A 15607-nucleotide genomic window follows, 5' to 3' on the forward strand; every position below is an offset into this window, starting at 1 on the left:
TAGTAGTCAACCGTCAATTGAATAAGCCAGTAGGCAAATATAGCTTGCGAGTGCTGTAGCATTAGCTAGCTGTACTAGTTGTGTACTGAGCTAATGATTAATATTAGTAAAGCTGCTCTTGCTGAAATTAGACGCTTACAGGCAAGGCGTCACAATCCAGAAGCCATATTACGATTGGGCGTTCAACGTGGTGGGTGTGCTGGTCTCTACTACACCATCGATTTTGATAAAAAACTAGCGAATTCTAGCGATCGCGTCTTTGACTGTGACGGCATCTCGGTAACGGTAGATGCAGACAGTCTACAATACATTACGGGTTTAACATTGGATTATTCAGAAGACCTGATGGGAGGAGGATTTCGTTTTCATAACCCAAATGCGCTAGAAAGCTGTGGTTGTGGCAATTCCTTTCGTGTCAGTACTTGAGTCGCTGATACACCTCTGAGTTTGCTGTTTCCCCAATAAATTGACATTGGCACTAGAATGTCGATATATTTAGAATTTGTGAATAATTAGAACTTTCAAGGGAGCCATACACTCCGTAACTCATGCCCACTATCCAGCAGCTCATTCGTGACGAGCGAGCGAAAGCTAAAAAGAAAACCAAATCGCCTGCGCTGAAACAATGTCCGCAGCGCCGTGGTGTCTGCACAAGAGTCTATACAACCACACCCAAAAAACCAAACTCTGCTCTACGGAAAGTGGCAAGAGTCCGTTTGACTTCTGGCTTTGAAGTGACGGCTTACATTCCAGGTATTGGTCACAACCTTCAAGAACACTCAGTTGTGATGATTAGAGGTGGTCGTGTTAAAGACCTGCCTGGTGTTCGCTACCATATTATCCGGGGGACCCTGGACACTGCTGGAGTGAAAGATCGCAAGCAAGGGCGTTCCAAATACGGCACAAAGCGTCCTAAACAAGCTTAAAGTTCCAGCATCAGCTTGACCGTTTGCCTAGTATCCTATTGATGTGATCAGGGTTTCGGCTATGCTGAGTAACAATGGTTCATTTTTTCCCAAGAGTTGTGCTGAAATCAAGCGCAACTCTTGTAATCTGAGAAAGTAATGTCCGTAGATTCACCAGGACATACAACTCTCTCTGACCTAGCCTAAGGCGACTTCAGCCCATTACATTAAGCGTGGAGGTCTGTCGAAGGGCAAATTCCTCAATTGTTGTCACTATTGTCTCTTTAATTTAAGGCTTAGTATGTCTCGTCGCACAGTTATTAAAAAGCGCCCCGTTCCTCCAGATCCGGTCTACAACAGCCGCTTGATCAGCATGATGGTACGGCGAATTATGCGTCATGGCAAGAAATCTATTGCCAATAGCATTATCTATGATGCGATGAAAACCATAGAAGAACGTACAGGTGGCGATCCCCTAGAAACCTTCGAGAAAGCGGTGCGGAACGTGACGCCGCTTGTTGAAGTGAAAGCACGTCGTGTTGGAGGCGCAACCTATCAAGTACCAATGGAAGTTCGCTCTGATCGAGGAACAACTTTGGCACTGCGCTGGCTGATTCGGTTTTCTCGGCAACGTCCTGGTCGTTCAATGGCAAGTAAATTGGCAAATGAGCTAATGGATGCCGCTAACGAGACAGGTAATGCGATTCGTAAGCGGGAAGAAACCCATCGGATGGCTGACGCAAACAAAGCTTTCGCGCACTATCGATACTAATTACTGCTTCTGAGGCTTGAGCGGGTCTTTAGTAGACCCATGTTTACTCATGTCGAAAGATTTAAAGAAAGTATACAATTGTAAATAGATAGCAACGTGTAAAGACGGTTGGCACCAGACGAAGGAGGTAGCTGTGGCACGTACCATCCCCCTTGAGAGAGTACGCAATATTGGGATTGCAGCCCACATTGATGCGGGCAAGACAACAACAACCGAACGAATCCTGTTTTACTCAGGAATGGTTCATAAAATCGGTGAGGTTCATGAAGGAACAGCCGTAACAGATTGGATGGAACAAGAGCGGGAGAGGGGAATCACCATAACTGCCGCAGCCATCACCACGAGTTGGCAAGACCACAAGATCAACATTATTGATACACCGGGTCACGTTGACTTCACAATTGAAGTTGAGCGTTCGATGCGAGTATTGGATGGTGTAATCGCGGTTTTCTGCTCAGTTGGTGGTGTCCAACCTCAATCTGAGACTGTATGGCGGCAAGCAGACCGTTACAAAGTGCCACGCATCGCCTTCATCAACAAGATGGATCGGACTGGTGCAAATTTCTTTAAGGTATATGATCAACTACGCGATCGCTTTAGAACTAATGCGGTCGCCATCCAAATCCCCATTGGTAGTGAAAACGATCTACGGGGAATTGTAGACTTAGTGCGAATGCGAGCCAAAATCTACAACAATGACCTCGGAACGGATATTGAAGATACTGAAATTCCTGAAGAAGTCAAACAGCAAGCTCAAGAGTATCGCGCTAAGTTGATCGAGTCGGTTGCTGAAACTGATGAGGCACTAATTGAGAAGTACCTAGAAGGTGAAGAACTCACTGAAGAGGAAATTCGCAAGGCACTTCGTAAAGGAACTATCGCCGGAACAATTGTCCCTGTCCTTTGTGGATCCGCATTCAAAAACAAAGGTGTTCAGCTGCTTTTGGATGCCGTAATTGATTACTTGCCAGCTCCAATTGATGTTCCTGCAATTCAGGGAACACTGCCAAATGGCACAGTTGCTGAAAGAGCAGCGGATGATGAAGCCCCGATGGCAGCCCTAGCATTCAAGATTATGGCAGACCCCTATGGTCGTTTAACCTTCCTACGGGTTTACTCCGGAGTGCTGAAAAAGGGTAGCTACATTCTTAATTCCACCAAAGATCAGAAAGAACGTATTTCTCGCTTGATTGTCTTGAAAGCGAACGATCGAATTGAGGTGGATGAACTCCGGGCTGGCGATTTGGGAGCAGCGGTTGGACTGAAGAATACCTTCACAGGCGATACAATTTGTGAAGAGGATTCACCCGTTATTCTGGAGTCTCTGTATATTCCAGAACCTGTCATCTCTGTGGCAGTGGAACCGAAAACGAAGCAGGATATGGAGAAGCTCTCTAAAGCGCTTCAATCCCTATCGGAAGAAGACCCAACATTCCGTGTCAGTGTTGACCCAGAAACTAACCAGACCGTAATTGCCGGAATGGGTGAATTACACCTAGAAATTCTGGTAGACCGGATGCTACGTGAATTTAAGGTGGAAGCCAATGTTGGCGCACCACAAGTTGCCTATCGGGAAACCGTTCGCAAATCTGTTAAGACTGAAGGCAAGTTTGTCCGCCAAAGTGGTGGTAAAGGTCAGTACGGTCACGTCGTTATTGAACTGGAACCAGGAGATACTGGTAGCGGTTTTGAATTTGTCTCCAAGATTGTCGGCGGTGCGATACCCAAAGAATTCATCTCTCCGGCTGAGCAAGGGATGAAAGAAGCTTGTGAATCCGGTATTCTAGCTGGGTATCCTGTCATTGATCTGAAAGCTACTCTAGTCGATGGATCTTACCACGATGTAGACTCTTCGGAAATGGCATTTAAAATTGCTGGTTCAATGGCAATTAAGGATGCCGTTATGAAGGCTTCGCCAGTACTGTTAGAGCCTATGATGAAAGTTGAAGTTGAAGTGCCTGAAGACTTCCTTGGAGATGTCATGGGTGACCTCAACTCCCGCCGTGGTCAAATCGAGGGCATGGGTTCTGACGACGGCATTGCCAAAGTCACTGCCAAGGTTCCACTAGCAGAGATGTTTGGTTATGCTACGGATATCCGCTCTAAGACCCAAGGTCGCGGTATCTTCTCGATGGAGTTTAGCCAATACGATGAGGTGCCTCGCAACGTGGCTGAAGCCATCATCGCTAAGAGCAAAGGGAACGCATAAGTAGAAAAGGAACACGTAATTCATGGCACGCGCAAAGTTTGAACGGAATAAACCCCACGTCAACATTGGTACGATTGGTCACGTAGACCACGGCAAAACTACGCTAACCGCTGCAATCACAATGACACTAGCCGCGCTGGGTCAAGCGCAAGCGCGGCAGTACGCTGACATTGATGCAGCACCAGAGGAAAAGGCGCGGGGGATTACGATTAATACCGCCCACGTTGAATATGAAACAGCAGCGCGCCACTATGCTCATGTGGACTGCCCAGGACACGCTGACTATGTGAAGAACATGATCACCGGTGCAGCTCAAATGGATGGAGCAATCCTCGTCGTTTCAGCTGCTGATGGTCCAATGCCCCAAACACGGGAACATATCCTGCTTGCCAAGCAAGTCGGTGTTCCAAACTTAGTGGTGTTCTTGAACAAGCAAGACATGGTGGACGACGAAGAACTGCTGGAACTAGTGGAACTAGAAGTCCGTGAACTTCTCAGCAGTTATGAATTTGATGGAGACAATATCCCCATCGTTGCCGGTTCAGCGTTGCAAGCCGTAGAAACCATGACTAGCAACCCGAAAACCGCGAAGGGTGAAAATGAGTGGGTTGATAAAATCTACGCTCTGATGGATGAAGTAGATGCCTACATCCCAACACCAGAGCGTGATGTGGATAAGCCCTTCCTGATGGCGGTAGAAGATGTCTTCACCATTACCGGTCGTGGTACTGTTGCTACAGGTCGGATTGAGCGTGGCAAAGTCAAAATCGGCGATAAAGTTGAGCTGGTTGGAATTCGGAACACTCGTGAAACAACCGTAACTGGGATCGAGATGTTCAAGAAGAGCCTTGATGAAGGGATGGCTGGCGATAATGCCGGAATACTTCTCCGAGGTATCGAGAAAAAAGACATTGAGCGTGGAATGGTAATTGCCAAACCCGGTTCAATTACCCCTCATACTCAGTTTGAGTCTGAGGTATATGTCCTGAAGCCCGGAGAAGGTGGACGGCATACTCCCTTCTTCTCTGGCTACCGCCCTCAATTCTACGTGCGTACCACCGATGTAACAGGTACAATCAGTGCCTTTACCGCTGACGATGGTTCTCAACCTGAAATGGTGATGCCAGGCGATCGCATTAAAATGACAGTAGAACTGATCAACCCCATCGCTATTGAGCAGGGAATGCGCTTCGCTATCCGTGAAGGTGGTCGTACCATCGGTGCGGGTGTCGTTTCAAAAATTGTGAAATAGCACTGTTCAAGCTTAAGTAGGAGCAGAGGCGCAAATGCTTTTCTGCTCCTATTTACTCTGTGCTTAATTAAGCATAAGATTGGGGATTCTCGCCTGGAAAAATGTAAACTTAGCTTTCCATCCTTTCCCAATCCCCAATCGCCAATCCCTAATCACCAATCTTTATAGAACCTGGACAACTAAAAAATGGCAACGATTCAGCAGCAAAAAATTCGCATTCGCCTTAAAGCCTTTGATCGGCGGTTACTAGACACATCTTGCGAGAAGATTGTAGACACCGCTAACCGGACGAATGCTACAGCTATTGGTCCTATCCCTCTCCCAACACGGCGTCGTATCTACTGTTTGTTGCGATCGCCTCACGTTGATAAAGATTCACGGGAACACTTTGAAACCCGGACTCACCGCCGGATTATCGACATTTATCAACCTTCTTCCAAAACCATTGACGCCTTGATGAAGCTGGATTTACCTGCGGGTGTTGATATTGAAGTCAAGCTATAAAGCCGTCTGAATACAGCTTAAGCGAGGTTCTGCCAACAAATGTGACGCTTTAACGGGTTTTCCTGGTTATTGTGCCAGAAGAAATCCGTTAAAGTAAGTAAAGAAGCGCACTTACCGTTTTCACCAAGGCACAATGGCATCCTCTTCCTCAATTGCTGTTAGAGAAATCCCCTTATTTCCACTGCCTGAAGTGGTTCTCTTTCCAGGGCGTCCTCTCCCCTTACACATTTTTGAATTTCGCTACCGAATCATGATGAATACGATTCTAGATAGCGATCGCCGTTTTGGGGTGTTGATGTGGGACCCCGTTCAAGGTCAACCGGCTGCTGTTGGCTGTTGCGCTGAAATCATCCACTTCCAGCGTCTACCGGATGACCGGATGAAAGTACTGACCCTAGGGCAGCAGCGATTTCGTGTATTAGAATATGTACGTGAAAAACCCTATCGGATTGGATTAGTAGAATGGATTGAGGATCAGCCACCAGAAACTGATTTGAAAGCAATGGCTAGGGAAGTTGAGCAATTGCTGCGAGATGTTGTACATCTTTCTGCTAAGTTGACTGAGCAGAAAATTGAGCTACCAGAAGACTTACCTGATTTACCCATTGAGTTATCTTACTGGGTTGCCAGCAATCTCTATGGCGTTGCCTCAGAACAGCAGACACTTTTAGAAATGCAGGATACTGCTGCACGTCTACGGCGCGAAGCTGAGATTCTTACCTCAACCCGCAATCATTTAGCCGCACGTACAGTTCTCAAGGATGCCTTTAATTAAGGAACTGATGCATCAGTATTGCAGGGTTCTGTAGCTCTTTATCACTAAACTAAAATTCAATACCCCTAAAAGAGACACGATTTTTCGTGTCTCTTTGATTTTGTATTGAAGAGACTAAGCTTCAATTTTAGAGGTAGGTATGTACGCGACCTTACTACAACTCTTACCCTCAAGTCTCTAGAACGTCGGATGAGCTAACTGTCACAACACTATAGCTACCAAAAATTTTGAGAATTTCTGTATGCGGCGCTAATTCTGAAAGGGTAGCTTGAATTGATGATTGAGAAGCATCGGCTTCCAAATCAATGAAGAAAAGGTATTCACCAAGCGATCGCTTTGTCGGACGAGACTCAATGCGGCTTAGGTTAATCTCTCGACTTGCAAATACTTGAAGCGGTTTCACAAGCGCCCCCGGCACATTAGCAGGAACACTAAAAGCTAAGGAAGTATAGCTCCCACCAGGGGAAGGCTGTAAACCCATTACCCAGAAACGGGTGCAGTTATCGGGATAGTCAGTGATGGCAGATGCCAGAACGGGTATTTTATAAAGCTGGGCTGCCCGTTGAGAGGTAATCGCCCCAGCCGTATAATCTTTGTCCAGATACTGTAATGCTTCCGTTGTCGAATTGGTCGGTATCAGTTGCACTGAGGGGAGAAACCGCTCTAGCCATCCCTGACATTGCGCTAGAGCTTGCGGATGGGAATAAACCGTTTGGATAGCTTCTATTGTTGATGCCCGTGATAGCAAAGCGTGTCTTATCGGCAAGACTAGAGCCTGTTGAATTTGTAGCTTATCTAGTTGCCACAACATATCCAGCGTCGTTACAACGCTGCCTTCAATCAAATTTTCCACCGGGACAACAGCGAGCTGAGTTTCTCCTTGGGCTAGTGACTTCAATGTTTGGGCAATACTGGGATAAGGACATAACAACGACTGACTAACCGCTTCGCTTGCAAGCGTGCGGACATAAGCTAAAGCTGCTGCTTCAGCGTAAGTACCAGGTGGTCCCAAATAGGCGATCGAGATAGACATAAGTAATAGTCAACCTAAGTGATAGATCTAGCTTGAGAGTTGGGAGTTGTGTACTTGTGTTACAAGGCATCTCTTGCGAAAGACAGTTTTTGCTACATCGTTCCTAGCACCTATCGCCTGTAGCGTTGTCCTTTATACAAGCAGTCTAATCATCCCTTTAAAGCTTCTTGAGCAACATGGTGTCAACCCCATCCTTCGCAGGAAATAAGCTTGTGGAGTCAGCCTGAGGCTCTTTCACAGCTTCCGTAAGGAAGAGGGAGCCTCACCGTGTAAATTTCTATGATCGTGAGAGGATGAGATTATTGAGACTGTCTCAGCAAAGCGCCGATTCAGAATACTAAAATAAGAAATCCTTCTCAAATCGTTAAAAAACTGTAAAAATTAATTAACTTTAAGTAAGAAGCTTATAAGCTTACTACTTCCCTTATGAACACCCAGTTTGTTGCATCCCAATCGGTTGAAATTGCTGTACCGGAACAACCTGTTCCCATCCAGCACTACTTGCGTCAGCCTCAGCGGCTGGTATATGCGATCGCAGACTCGAATCGGATCGAGCAACTGAGTCAGGACTGTTTTCGATTGACAATGCGTCCCCTGGATTTTATGTCGCTGAAGTTTCAGCCAACAGTAGATTTAAAAGTGTGGGCAGATGCCGATGGCACAGTTCATCTAACTTCTGTACGCTGTGAAATTCGAGGACTAGAGTATATCAATCAACGCTTTGCCTTGGACTTGAAAGGGAAACTTTACCCTTATCAAAAAAATGGCACAACCCAGCTTAAAGGCAGAGCAGATCTAAAAGTCAACGTTGATATTCCACTTCCTTTTTGCCTGACTCCTAAGCCAATTTTAGAAACCACTGGCAACGGTTTGCTCAAGAGCGTTTTGGTAAGGATTAAGCAGAAACTAATGCACCAACTGTTGTTGGACTATCGGTACTGGGCAAGCCAAGACGTACAAACAAGAAATTACCAGCAAACCCAGAAGTTGTCACCGGCTGATAATCCAATCATTTAATCAAGCTGGGTAGGCACATCTACCCCATTTCTTGTAATCAAGCATTTTAGATAATATTACAACTCGGCTTCTACCCGACAGGGACTAAACGATAATCGATGTTGGCGTGTGGGGCCTTGTTGTTGAAGGGCGGCTAGGTGTCGCTGCGTACCATAACCTTTGTTTGCTATCAAGTCATAGTCGGCATACTTTGCCGCGAAACGAGTCACTAATTCATCTCGCCAAACCTTGGCAACAACACTAGCCGCTGCAATTTCAAGCGATCGCTCATCTCCTTTAACCATTGTTCGTTGGGCAACTGGTAAATCAGGAAGAGCGTGTTTACCATCAACTAGGCACAAAGTAGGCTGCACTTTCAACTTGAGAACAGCCCGTTTCATCGCTAACAGTGACGCTTGAAAAATATTAATCTGGTCAATTTCAGCGCTGGTGGCATAACCAATCCTCCAATCTAGCGCTAAGTATTGAATCTCATGAGCTAGCTTGACTCGGCGTGGATGAGATAGTTGTTTACTATCTTTAACACCCGCGATCGCAAGTTGTGGCAGAGCAGAAGCAGGTAGGATTACGGCTGCCGCCACTACCGGCCCAAATAGAGCGCCCCGCCCAACTTCATCAACACCAGCAACTAAGCTTTGCGTGTCAGATAAATCTGGCAGATCACAAACATTATCTTGCCACGGCTTCCCCTGGACAACGCCGGTGTTGTCTTTTTTTGCCTCTACCGGCATGACCAGACCTCCTTCTCAACATGAAGCAAGCAAAACACTTGATGAATTTTGACATCTAGACATAGCACTGCTGAAAAAATCACAAAGCAACCAACTACTACTCACGATTCAAATGAGCTTACTATCTGAAACAAGCTCAACAATCTAGAAATAAAGCTTTTGACTTTTGACTTCCGCATAGCAGCACTAGATTGTCTACAATAGCGCTTCGCCCTTACTATAAGGCACTCGAATCATCACCCTCTACGGCTGAAGATCGGCGGCGGCGGCGACGAATAATTGGACGGCTGCCGTCTAATTCATCGGTTGGCTCTGTTGATATTTCTGTCGTAGATACCTCAGTCGGTGATGTTACAAGTACCTGAGCTGAACTTGGCGATTCATCTAGAGTTGCTGCCTCACCTGAAGGTGTTACTGACATTGGAGAAGTCTCGCCGTCATCAGTAGCCGAGGGTAGTGTAGAAGCTTCACTAGCTGATTCTACAGATGCCTCGTTTAATGTCTCAGCGTCGTTGGATTCTCCGGGCAGTACCACAGAGAGAATTACCGATTTTGGATTTTTGACCTCTCGGTTTAAGCGTATCAAAGGAGAGATTCCCATCAACGCATAAACATCTTGTTCCTCTGGGGTCATCTCAATAGCAATAACCTCCGGTGGTTCGATCTCTCTAGGAGCCTTGATCAGTTGAGGTTTTGCAATTCGTTCTATTGGTGACTCTGTTACCAAACCACGTCCTGTTACTCCTACCTCCTTGGGAGTGGTTTGTACACTGTCGCGTGCCACTTCGCTAAGGTTATCCGGCTCTAGCATTGGCTCCGACCTCGATTGAGGTACAGAAATAATGCGAGGGTTGACCTTCGTCGGGATGAATTCTTCCTTGGCTACTGGTTCATCTAAACGACGGCGACGGGTACGGCGGTTCTTATTATTAGCTAATCCTCGCTCTTGGTAGCTTGGATGATGCACAAGGTCGTTTTCCTCGTTATCATCAACTGGAGCAAAATCGAGCGGATCAGAAAGATCGGGCAGCCGCGTTTCTCTAGCCACCAACGGGATAGCAGAAGGCTCCGCAAGCTCTCGGACTTGGCGATCAGATTCACCGGGGAGACGCACGAGATGTCCTAAACCACCACAGGTAGGGCAGGGTTGACCGAACAACTCGTAGATATTCTGACCCTGCCGCTTGCGAGTCAGTTCGACTAAGCCAAGCTCGGAAAGCTGAGCAATTTGTGGTCTAGCTTTGTCACCCTTCAGTGCTTTGTTGAAGTGTTCTAGCACTTGCAACTGGTCGCGCCGTGCGTCCATATCAATGAAGTCAACAATAATTACACCGGCCAGGTTGCGTAAACGCAGTTGACGGGCGATTTCTGTGGCGGCTTCGCAGTTTGTCCAGAGAACGGTTTCTCGTGCGGTTGCCGATCGCGTAAATGAACCAGAGTTAACGTCAATTACCGTTAGGGCTTCTGTTGGCTCAATGATGATGTATCCACCAGAAGGCAAATCAACTCTTGGTTTAAGCGCTTCTCGAATCGCTGCATTGACACGGAAGTAATCAAGAATTGGTAGGCGATCGCGATGATGGTCAATCAAAACCCCTTCTGGCGAACGTCCTCCACTCCAACTGACCAAATGCTGCTTGACCCGCTTTACTCCGGTGTGAGAATCGACGACAATCCGATTCACATCTGCCGTGTACATATCGCGCAGGACACGCTGAATAAAATCATCATCTCGGTTGAGTAATGCGGGTGCGCGGGTGGAATTTGCCTCTTGCTGAACCGCTTCCCACTGTTTTTGCAGCGCTTCCAAATCTTCAATAATGGCTTCTTCCGCTCTGCCTTCCGCTTCCGTTCGCACCAACAATCCCATCCCAGCGGGTTTGAGCAGTACAGCCAGCGCTCTAAGACGGTTACGCTCACTGTCACTCTTTATCCGTCGGGATAAATTGACACCCCGTCCATAAGGCATCATGACTAAATAACGACCGGGTAAACTGATGTTCCCAGTGAGCCGAGGACCTTTATTGCCCGTTGGCTCCTTCATCACTTGTACTAAGACTTTCTGCTGAGGGGTCAGCAGTTCGGTAATCGCACCAGCACTGCGTTTCAGCCGCAAAGGACCCAAATCAGTGACATGAATAAAACCATTCCGCTCGGAGTCCCCGATATTTACAAAAGCCGCATCTATCCCAGGTAAGACATTTTCAACAACGCCGAGATAAATATCACCAACTTGGTGACTACCTGTAGCCACCACTAGCTCTTGAATCTGATCTTCCCAAAAAACGGCAGCAAGTCGATGTTGCTCCGCAATAATAATTTGCTTTGGCATTCAATTTCCTCAAAAATTGGCAGCACACTTAGGCACTAAGGCTTTCTCCCTTTGCTTTGGCTACCCAAGATAACTGTGTATGTGAAAACTTTAGCTTCACTTAGAAATGAAATAACGAGAACCGAATGAAAGTGACCATCGAGTGACTAACTGCACTGCCACTCTTTTTGGTCAACTCCTACGCCATGCAATTGGTAGCCAATGCCATGCCGTTTTACACAGGTTGACATTTTTCCGCCACCAAGCCTAGCGGCTGTAGTAGGCGAATCCCAACATCACTGCTGAGTTTTCCTGCTTCCTTGAGTTTACTCAGTATCTGAAGGTGTTCCCAGATACTACAGGTCATTCTCTCCACAGGCTTAAAATCCCGTCTGCCCCACGGTAATCATGTCTTGGATGCTTTTGCCGAATTCGTGCTTACTCATTAGAGTGGCATGGCTTTGGAACTCTTGATGCGTCTTATTGCACTAAATCCGGCATCTTTAATGATTGAGAAGATGATAGCACTACATCCCGTCTGCGATTCATCTCACTGCTAACCTTTAGACAGTTATAACAGGAGTCTGCTTGCGGTTCAAAGATAACACGCGAGTAGAAAGTTTCGAGGAGCAATTAGTTGCATGGCAGCATTTATATGCTAGTTTACACGGGCGGAACCCGGTGCAACGTCTATCCACAACGGCTTTGATGAATGGTGTATCTGAGGGCAGTGTTAATCAGATGCCACTCAACTCAATCAATTAGGTAGTTGCGACCGTATTGCTCCAACGGCAGTCGGCTGATCCCTCAATCACTACTTTACTTGATTTGAGATTCGATTAGAAGTGGTGGCTTGAGATTGCCGAAGTGAGTGAATTGTTGCGATCGCATGTTGAGCCACCTGATCAATTTCTTCTGTCGTATTAAAGCGCCCAATCCCAAAGCGTATTGAGGCATAAGCCAAAGACTCAGAATGCCCCAATGCCAATAAAACAGGGGAAGGAGCCACCGTCGCCGACGAACAAGCCGCGCCAGAAGAAACGGCGACTACTGGTTGTAACCCCAACAACAGCGCCGAACCATCAACACCTTCGACACTAATATTAAGATTTCCTGATAATCGTTGAGTTGGATGACCATTTAGGTAGATGCCCCCTAAAGGACTAAGCGCATTCCAGAAATGTTCCCGTAATTGCAAAAGGCGTTGAGACTCCGATTCTTGTTCTTCTAATCCCAGTTCCACTGCTTTGGCTAACCCAACAATCTGAGGTGTATAGAGAGTGCCAGAACGCATTCCTCGTTCATGTCCTCCACCATGAAGTTGAGGTGCTAGTTGAACTCTAGGGTTACGACGACGGACATAAAGTGCCCCAATACCTTTTGGGCCGTAGATTTTGTGAGCCGTCAGCGACATCAAGTCGATGTTCATCGCCTCCACATCCAAAGGAATTTTACCAAGAGCTTGAGCCGCATCCGTGTGAAATAGTACCTGATGCTGGCGACACATTGCCCCAATTTCTGCCAATGGCTGCAACACCCCAATTTCATTATTTGCTGCCATCACTGATACCAAAATCGTGTCAGAACGAAACGCCTGTTCCAACTTGGCTAAGTCAATTAGTCCATCCTTTTTTACAGGCAGAAATGTGACTTCAAAACCTAGTGTTTGTAAGTAGCGGCAGGGGTCGAGAACTGCACTATGTTCGGTTTGTACCGTGATCATGTGACGACCTTTGCTGAAATAAGCCTCTGCTACCCCTTTAATCGCCAGATTGTTTGCTTCTGTGGCACCACTTGTAAAGACAATTTCCTCCGGCGTTGCATGAATAGCATCTGCCAGAATTTGCCTTGCTTGTTTTACTGCCGCTTCTGCCTCCCAACCATAAGCATGGCTAAGGCTAGCTGGATTACCGAAATGTTGAGTAAAGTAAGGCAGCATCGCTTCTAACACCCGTTTATCCAAAGGTGTTGTTGCGTGATAATCAAGGTAAATAGGTCGATGAGACATTGCTATTCGCTAATAAGTTGACCCAGTTTTTTTAATATACTCAGAACTTTATATAGTTCATTCCCTTGCTGCCAAAGCGTGAATTTATCAGACAAAGCATACTGAATCGTATTGGCTTGAGTTAATTTTATAAATACAAAATCATCGCCATTTGTCAACAAGCCAAAAATTGGTCGTTGAGGCTGAGGATTATTCAGCATATAAGCTAGACATTGAGGTATAGCTCCTCGGAGAGAGATAGCTGCATTCTTAGATTCGATAATGGCTAACCATAGCTGATTCTTAAAAACGAGGAAGTCAAGGCGACCTCGAATGATTTTATCTTCATCTGGTACTGAAATTTCTACTGATTTTTCATCTTTAACATCAAAAGGAAGTCTATAAAAATCTGCTAAATATAGTAAATGCTCTAAAACTACCATCTTCACCATATTTTCTGATAGAGTATGGCGATTTACTAAGCTAATATAGTTACTTTTAACTCGGTCTAGTTGTTGTTTCTCTATGTCAGTGAGTTCAGGCAGGTTGTCCATCCACTCAGTAAAAAATTGCTCATCAGCAGTGATTGTTAAGCCAAATAGTTCTGTTAGTTGGCTGAGGTTAATATCTTGAGCTGGAATTAGTTGAACCATAATGTTTTAACCAGATAGAGGAAGTAGAATTTTACTGTATTTTCCACACCTTGATTGTACTGTCCTCACTTGCACTAACCAGAATTTCTCCATCTGTACTAAATGTAAGCGCATTCACCTGGCTAAAATGCCCATTAAGTGTATAAATCTCTTCCCCAGTGGTTAAATCCCACACTTTAATTTTTCCGTTATTACTGCCACTAACAAATGTCTGCCCATTGGGGCTGATTGCGACAGCATAAACACCGTCTGAATCCTCACTCAATGTATAAATTTCCTCATCAGTATTCAGATTCCATACTTTTATAGTGTTGTCTAGGCTGCTGCTAACTAACGTTTGTCCATCTGGGCTGATTGCTACAGACCAAACAGTGCCAGAGTGCCCAGAAGAGTACCAATTGCTAAGAGTGCGCTCTAGAGAAATATTTTGTCCGCTAAGTGTAGTTAATGGGTTAGATGGCTTTGGTCTAGATAATCTCCGTGGATGTAAGGTTTGGTCAATCTCTATTAGCTGCTGCAAAATTGTCTGTGTATCAGGTGGACGCTTGTTAATTGGACGCCCCATGAGTTGGTCAATAAAATCTGCTAGCAGTGAAGAAATTTGAGAGGCTTTGTCACGCCAGTTTTCTAACTCATCGGTATAGATATCATGGCGATACGGATCGCAAAGGTCAAGAGGATGTATTCCAGTAAGCAGATGGACAAATGTACGACCTAATGCAAAAAAATCTGACTGCGGAACAGCACGACCATTGACTTGCTCTAGTGGAGAGTAGCCATCAGAAACAACTCTCGTTCCCTGTCCTGCTGCTTGTTTTTGCTCGTATGTTTCAGTGATTTCTCGTGCAATGCCAAAATCAATCAACACTAGCTGTCCATCTAGGTTCAGCATGATGTTCGATGGCTTAATATCTCGGTGAATAAGCTGCTGTTGATGTACCTCGTGTAGTGTGTTTGCCAGTTGAGTTAGCCAATCGACTGCTAGCTTTTCACTGATTGGGCGATTGTTTCTATTTTTCAGCCACTCCTGCAAATTCTCTCCCTCAATCTTTTCCATCACGAGACAATGCACTGCCTCTTGACTGTTTTGAGGGAAAAAGGTGAAGTATTCCTCTCCTTGAGGAATTCCTGGATGATTTAGCCGAATTAAGACTTGGGCTTCTCGCTGAAATTGCTCTACAGGCTTGGGTTGATTTTTGCCGAGAACTTTGAGAACTTTGGGGATGCTGGTGCGATCGCTCACTTCATAAGTCTTAGCGAAACCGCCTTCCCCCAACAGACACATCACTCGATAACGCCCTTCCAAAAGCAATTCAGAACCACAGCTTTGGCAACGTAGCAAACTATCAGAATTTTCAGGGTTTTGGCAGTGGGGGTTGATGCACAGGCTCATCAGGTCTAGCTATAACAAGGTTTTGATTGCTAGTGTAGCCTTAGCAATATGTTCACTGAGGGGGA

Annotated in this window: 16 protein-coding genes; 9 read left to right on the forward strand and 7 right to left on the reverse strand. The window is 45.9% G+C overall.

The features are described from left to right. The first annotated feature begins 93 nt into the window (after positions 1–93). The 7 genes from H6F98_RS31495 to H6F98_RS31525 all read left to right on the forward strand — a co-directional run bounded on the left by H6F98_RS31495 (position 94) and on the right by H6F98_RS31525 (position 6417). Positions 94–426, forward strand: a complete 333-nt coding sequence (locus H6F98_RS31495; RefSeq protein ID WP_192222670.1) for an iron-sulfur cluster assembly accessory protein — start codon at positions 94–96, stop codon at positions 424–426. Between the two features lie 122 nt (positions 427–548). Beyond that, the gene (gene rpsL / locus H6F98_RS31500) at positions 549–926 is read left to right on the forward strand and encodes a 30S ribosomal protein S12 (protein WP_192222671.1); all 378 of its coding nucleotides are present in this window, start codon (positions 549–551) and stop codon (positions 924–926) included. 280 nt (positions 927–1206) lie between these two features. Next, the gene (rpsG, locus tag H6F98_RS31505; RefSeq protein WP_192222672.1) at positions 1207–1677 is read left to right on the forward strand and encodes a 30S ribosomal protein S7; all 471 of its coding nucleotides are present in this window, start codon (positions 1207–1209) and stop codon (positions 1675–1677) included. 133 nt (positions 1678–1810) lie between these two features. Then, entirely contained in the window at positions 1811–3886 is a 2076-nt protein-coding gene (gene fusA, locus H6F98_RS31510) for an elongation factor G (RefSeq protein ID WP_192222673.1), read from the forward strand. 22 nt (positions 3887–3908) lie between these two features. Next, a complete protein-coding gene (tuf, locus tag H6F98_RS31515; RefSeq protein ID WP_192222674.1) occupies positions 3909–5138 on the forward strand; it encodes an elongation factor Tu in 1230 nt (409 codons plus the stop codon). A gap of 195 nt (positions 5139–5333) precedes the next feature. Continuing rightward, positions 5334–5642 carry a 30S ribosomal protein S10 gene (gene rpsJ / locus H6F98_RS31520; RefSeq protein ID WP_313929977.1) on the forward strand — a complete coding sequence of 103 codons (309 nt, stop codon included), beginning with the start codon at positions 5334–5336 and terminating at the stop codon, positions 5640–5642. A 133-nt stretch (positions 5643–5775) separates the two neighbouring features. Continuing rightward, positions 5776–6417: an LON peptidase substrate-binding domain-containing protein gene (locus H6F98_RS31525; protein WP_192222676.1), complete on the forward strand. Its 642-nt coding sequence runs from the start codon at positions 5776–5778 to the stop codon at positions 6415–6417. Between the two features lie 169 nt (positions 6418–6586). Here the strand turns inward: H6F98_RS31525 and pheA are convergent, their stop codons facing one another. Then, complete coding sequence (pheA, locus tag H6F98_RS31530; RefSeq protein WP_192222677.1) at positions 6587–7450, reverse strand: prephenate dehydratase; 864 nt, start codon at positions 7448–7450, stop codon at positions 6587–6589. Positions 7451–7876: 426 nt separating this feature from the next. On the opposite strand from pheA, the gene H6F98_RS31535 reads away from it, so the two are divergent. Then, on the forward strand, positions 7877–8467 hold the full coding sequence (locus H6F98_RS31535; protein WP_192222678.1) for a DUF1997 domain-containing protein: 591 nt from the start codon (positions 7877–7879) through the stop codon (positions 8465–8467). A gap of 56 nt (positions 8468–8523) precedes the next feature. Here the strand turns inward: H6F98_RS31535 and H6F98_RS31540 are convergent, their stop codons facing one another. The 3 genes from H6F98_RS31540 to H6F98_RS34305 all read right to left on the reverse strand — a co-directional run bounded on the left by H6F98_RS31540 (position 8524) and on the right by H6F98_RS34305 (position 11876). Further along, positions 8524–9198, reverse strand: a complete 675-nt coding sequence (locus tag H6F98_RS31540; RefSeq protein ID WP_192222679.1) for a ribonuclease HII — start codon at positions 9196–9198, stop codon at positions 8524–8526. A 217-nt stretch (positions 9199–9415) separates the two neighbouring features. Further along, positions 9416–11530 (reverse strand): Rne/Rng family ribonuclease, encoded by a 2115-nt coding sequence (locus tag H6F98_RS31545; protein WP_192222680.1) that lies wholly within the window; start codon positions 11528–11530, stop codon positions 9416–9418. A 214-nt stretch (positions 11531–11744) separates the two neighbouring features. After that, positions 11745–11876, reverse strand: coding sequence for a hypothetical protein (locus tag H6F98_RS34305; protein ID WP_277927632.1), 132 nt, complete (start codon positions 11874–11876; stop codon positions 11745–11747). A 221-nt stretch (positions 11877–12097) separates the two neighbouring features. Here H6F98_RS34305 and H6F98_RS31550 point away from each other — a divergent pair, with 221 nt between their 5' ends. Beyond that, positions 12098–12274, forward strand: coding sequence for a hypothetical protein (locus H6F98_RS31550; protein ID WP_192222681.1), 177 nt, complete (start codon positions 12098–12100; stop codon positions 12272–12274). Between the two features lie 49 nt (positions 12275–12323). Here the strand turns inward: H6F98_RS31550 and H6F98_RS31555 are convergent, their stop codons facing one another. Genes H6F98_RS31555 through H6F98_RS31565 form a run of 3 tightly spaced genes read right to left on the reverse strand, consistent with a single transcriptional unit; the run spans position 12324 to position 15542 of the window. Further along, positions 12324–13517: an IscS subfamily cysteine desulfurase gene (locus H6F98_RS31555; protein ID WP_192222682.1), complete on the reverse strand. Its 1194-nt coding sequence runs from the start codon at positions 13515–13517 to the stop codon at positions 12324–12326. 2 nt (positions 13518–13519) lie between these two features. Further along, complete coding sequence (locus tag H6F98_RS31560) at positions 13520–14149, reverse strand: type I restriction enzyme HsdR N-terminal domain-containing protein (protein ID WP_192222683.1); 630 nt, start codon at positions 14147–14149, stop codon at positions 13520–13522. Between the two features lie 31 nt (positions 14150–14180). Further along, the gene (locus tag H6F98_RS31565) at positions 14181–15542 is read right to left on the reverse strand and encodes a serine/threonine-protein kinase (protein WP_192222684.1); all 1362 of its coding nucleotides are present in this window, start codon (positions 15540–15542) and stop codon (positions 14181–14183) included. Between the last annotated feature and the right edge of the window lie 65 nt (positions 15543–15607).

Source organism: Microcoleus sp. FACHB-SPT15, assembly GCF_014849525.1.
GTDB lineage: Bacteria > Cyanobacteriota > Cyanobacteriia > Cyanobacteriales > Coleofasciculaceae > Symplocastrum > Symplocastrum torsivum.

What these genes read in the sequence shown, in the direction of transcription:
- H6F98_RS31495 (WP_192222670.1), top strand. Translation starts at nt 94, where the DNA reads ATGATTAATATTAGTAAAGCTGCTCTTGCTGAAATTAGACGCTTACAG.
- rpsL (WP_192222671.1), top strand. Translation starts at nt 549, where the DNA reads ATGCCCACTATCCAGCAGCTCATTCGTGACGAGCGAGCGAAAGCTAAA.
- rpsG (WP_192222672.1), top strand. Translation starts at nt 1,207, where the DNA reads ATGTCTCGTCGCACAGTTATTAAAAAGCGCCCCGTTCCTCCAGATCCG.
- tuf (WP_192222674.1), top strand. Translation starts at nt 3,909, where the DNA reads ATGGCACGCGCAAAGTTTGAACGGAATAAACCCCACGTCAACATTGGT.
- H6F98_RS31525 (WP_192222676.1), top strand. Translation starts at nt 5,776, where the DNA reads ATGGCATCCTCTTCCTCAATTGCTGTTAGAGAAATCCCCTTATTTCCA.
- pheA (WP_192222677.1), bottom strand. Translation starts at nt 7,450, where the DNA reads ATGTCTATCTCGATCGCCTATTTGGGACCACCTGGTACTTACGCTGAA.
- H6F98_RS31535 (WP_192222678.1), top strand. Translation starts at nt 7,877, where the DNA reads ATGAACACCCAGTTTGTTGCATCCCAATCGGTTGAAATTGCTGTACCG.
- H6F98_RS31540 (WP_192222679.1), bottom strand. Translation starts at nt 9,198, where the DNA reads ATGCCGGTAGAGGCAAAAAAAGACAACACCGGCGTTGTCCAGGGGAAG.
- H6F98_RS31545 (WP_192222680.1), bottom strand. Translation starts at nt 11,530, where the DNA reads ATGCCAAAGCAAATTATTATTGCGGAGCAACATCGACTTGCTGCCGTT.
- H6F98_RS34305 (WP_277927632.1), bottom strand. Translation starts at nt 11,876, where the DNA reads ATGACCTGTAGTATCTGGGAACACCTTCAGATACTGAGTAAACTCAAG.
- H6F98_RS31555 (WP_192222682.1), bottom strand. Translation starts at nt 13,517, where the DNA reads ATGTCTCATCGACCTATTTACCTTGATTATCACGCAACAACACCTTTG.
- H6F98_RS31560 (WP_192222683.1), bottom strand. Translation starts at nt 14,149, where the DNA reads ATGGTTCAACTAATTCCAGCTCAAGATATTAACCTCAGCCAACTAACA.
- H6F98_RS31565 (WP_192222684.1), bottom strand. Translation starts at nt 15,542, where the DNA reads ATGAGCCTGTGCATCAACCCCCACTGCCAAAACCCTGAAAATTCTGAT.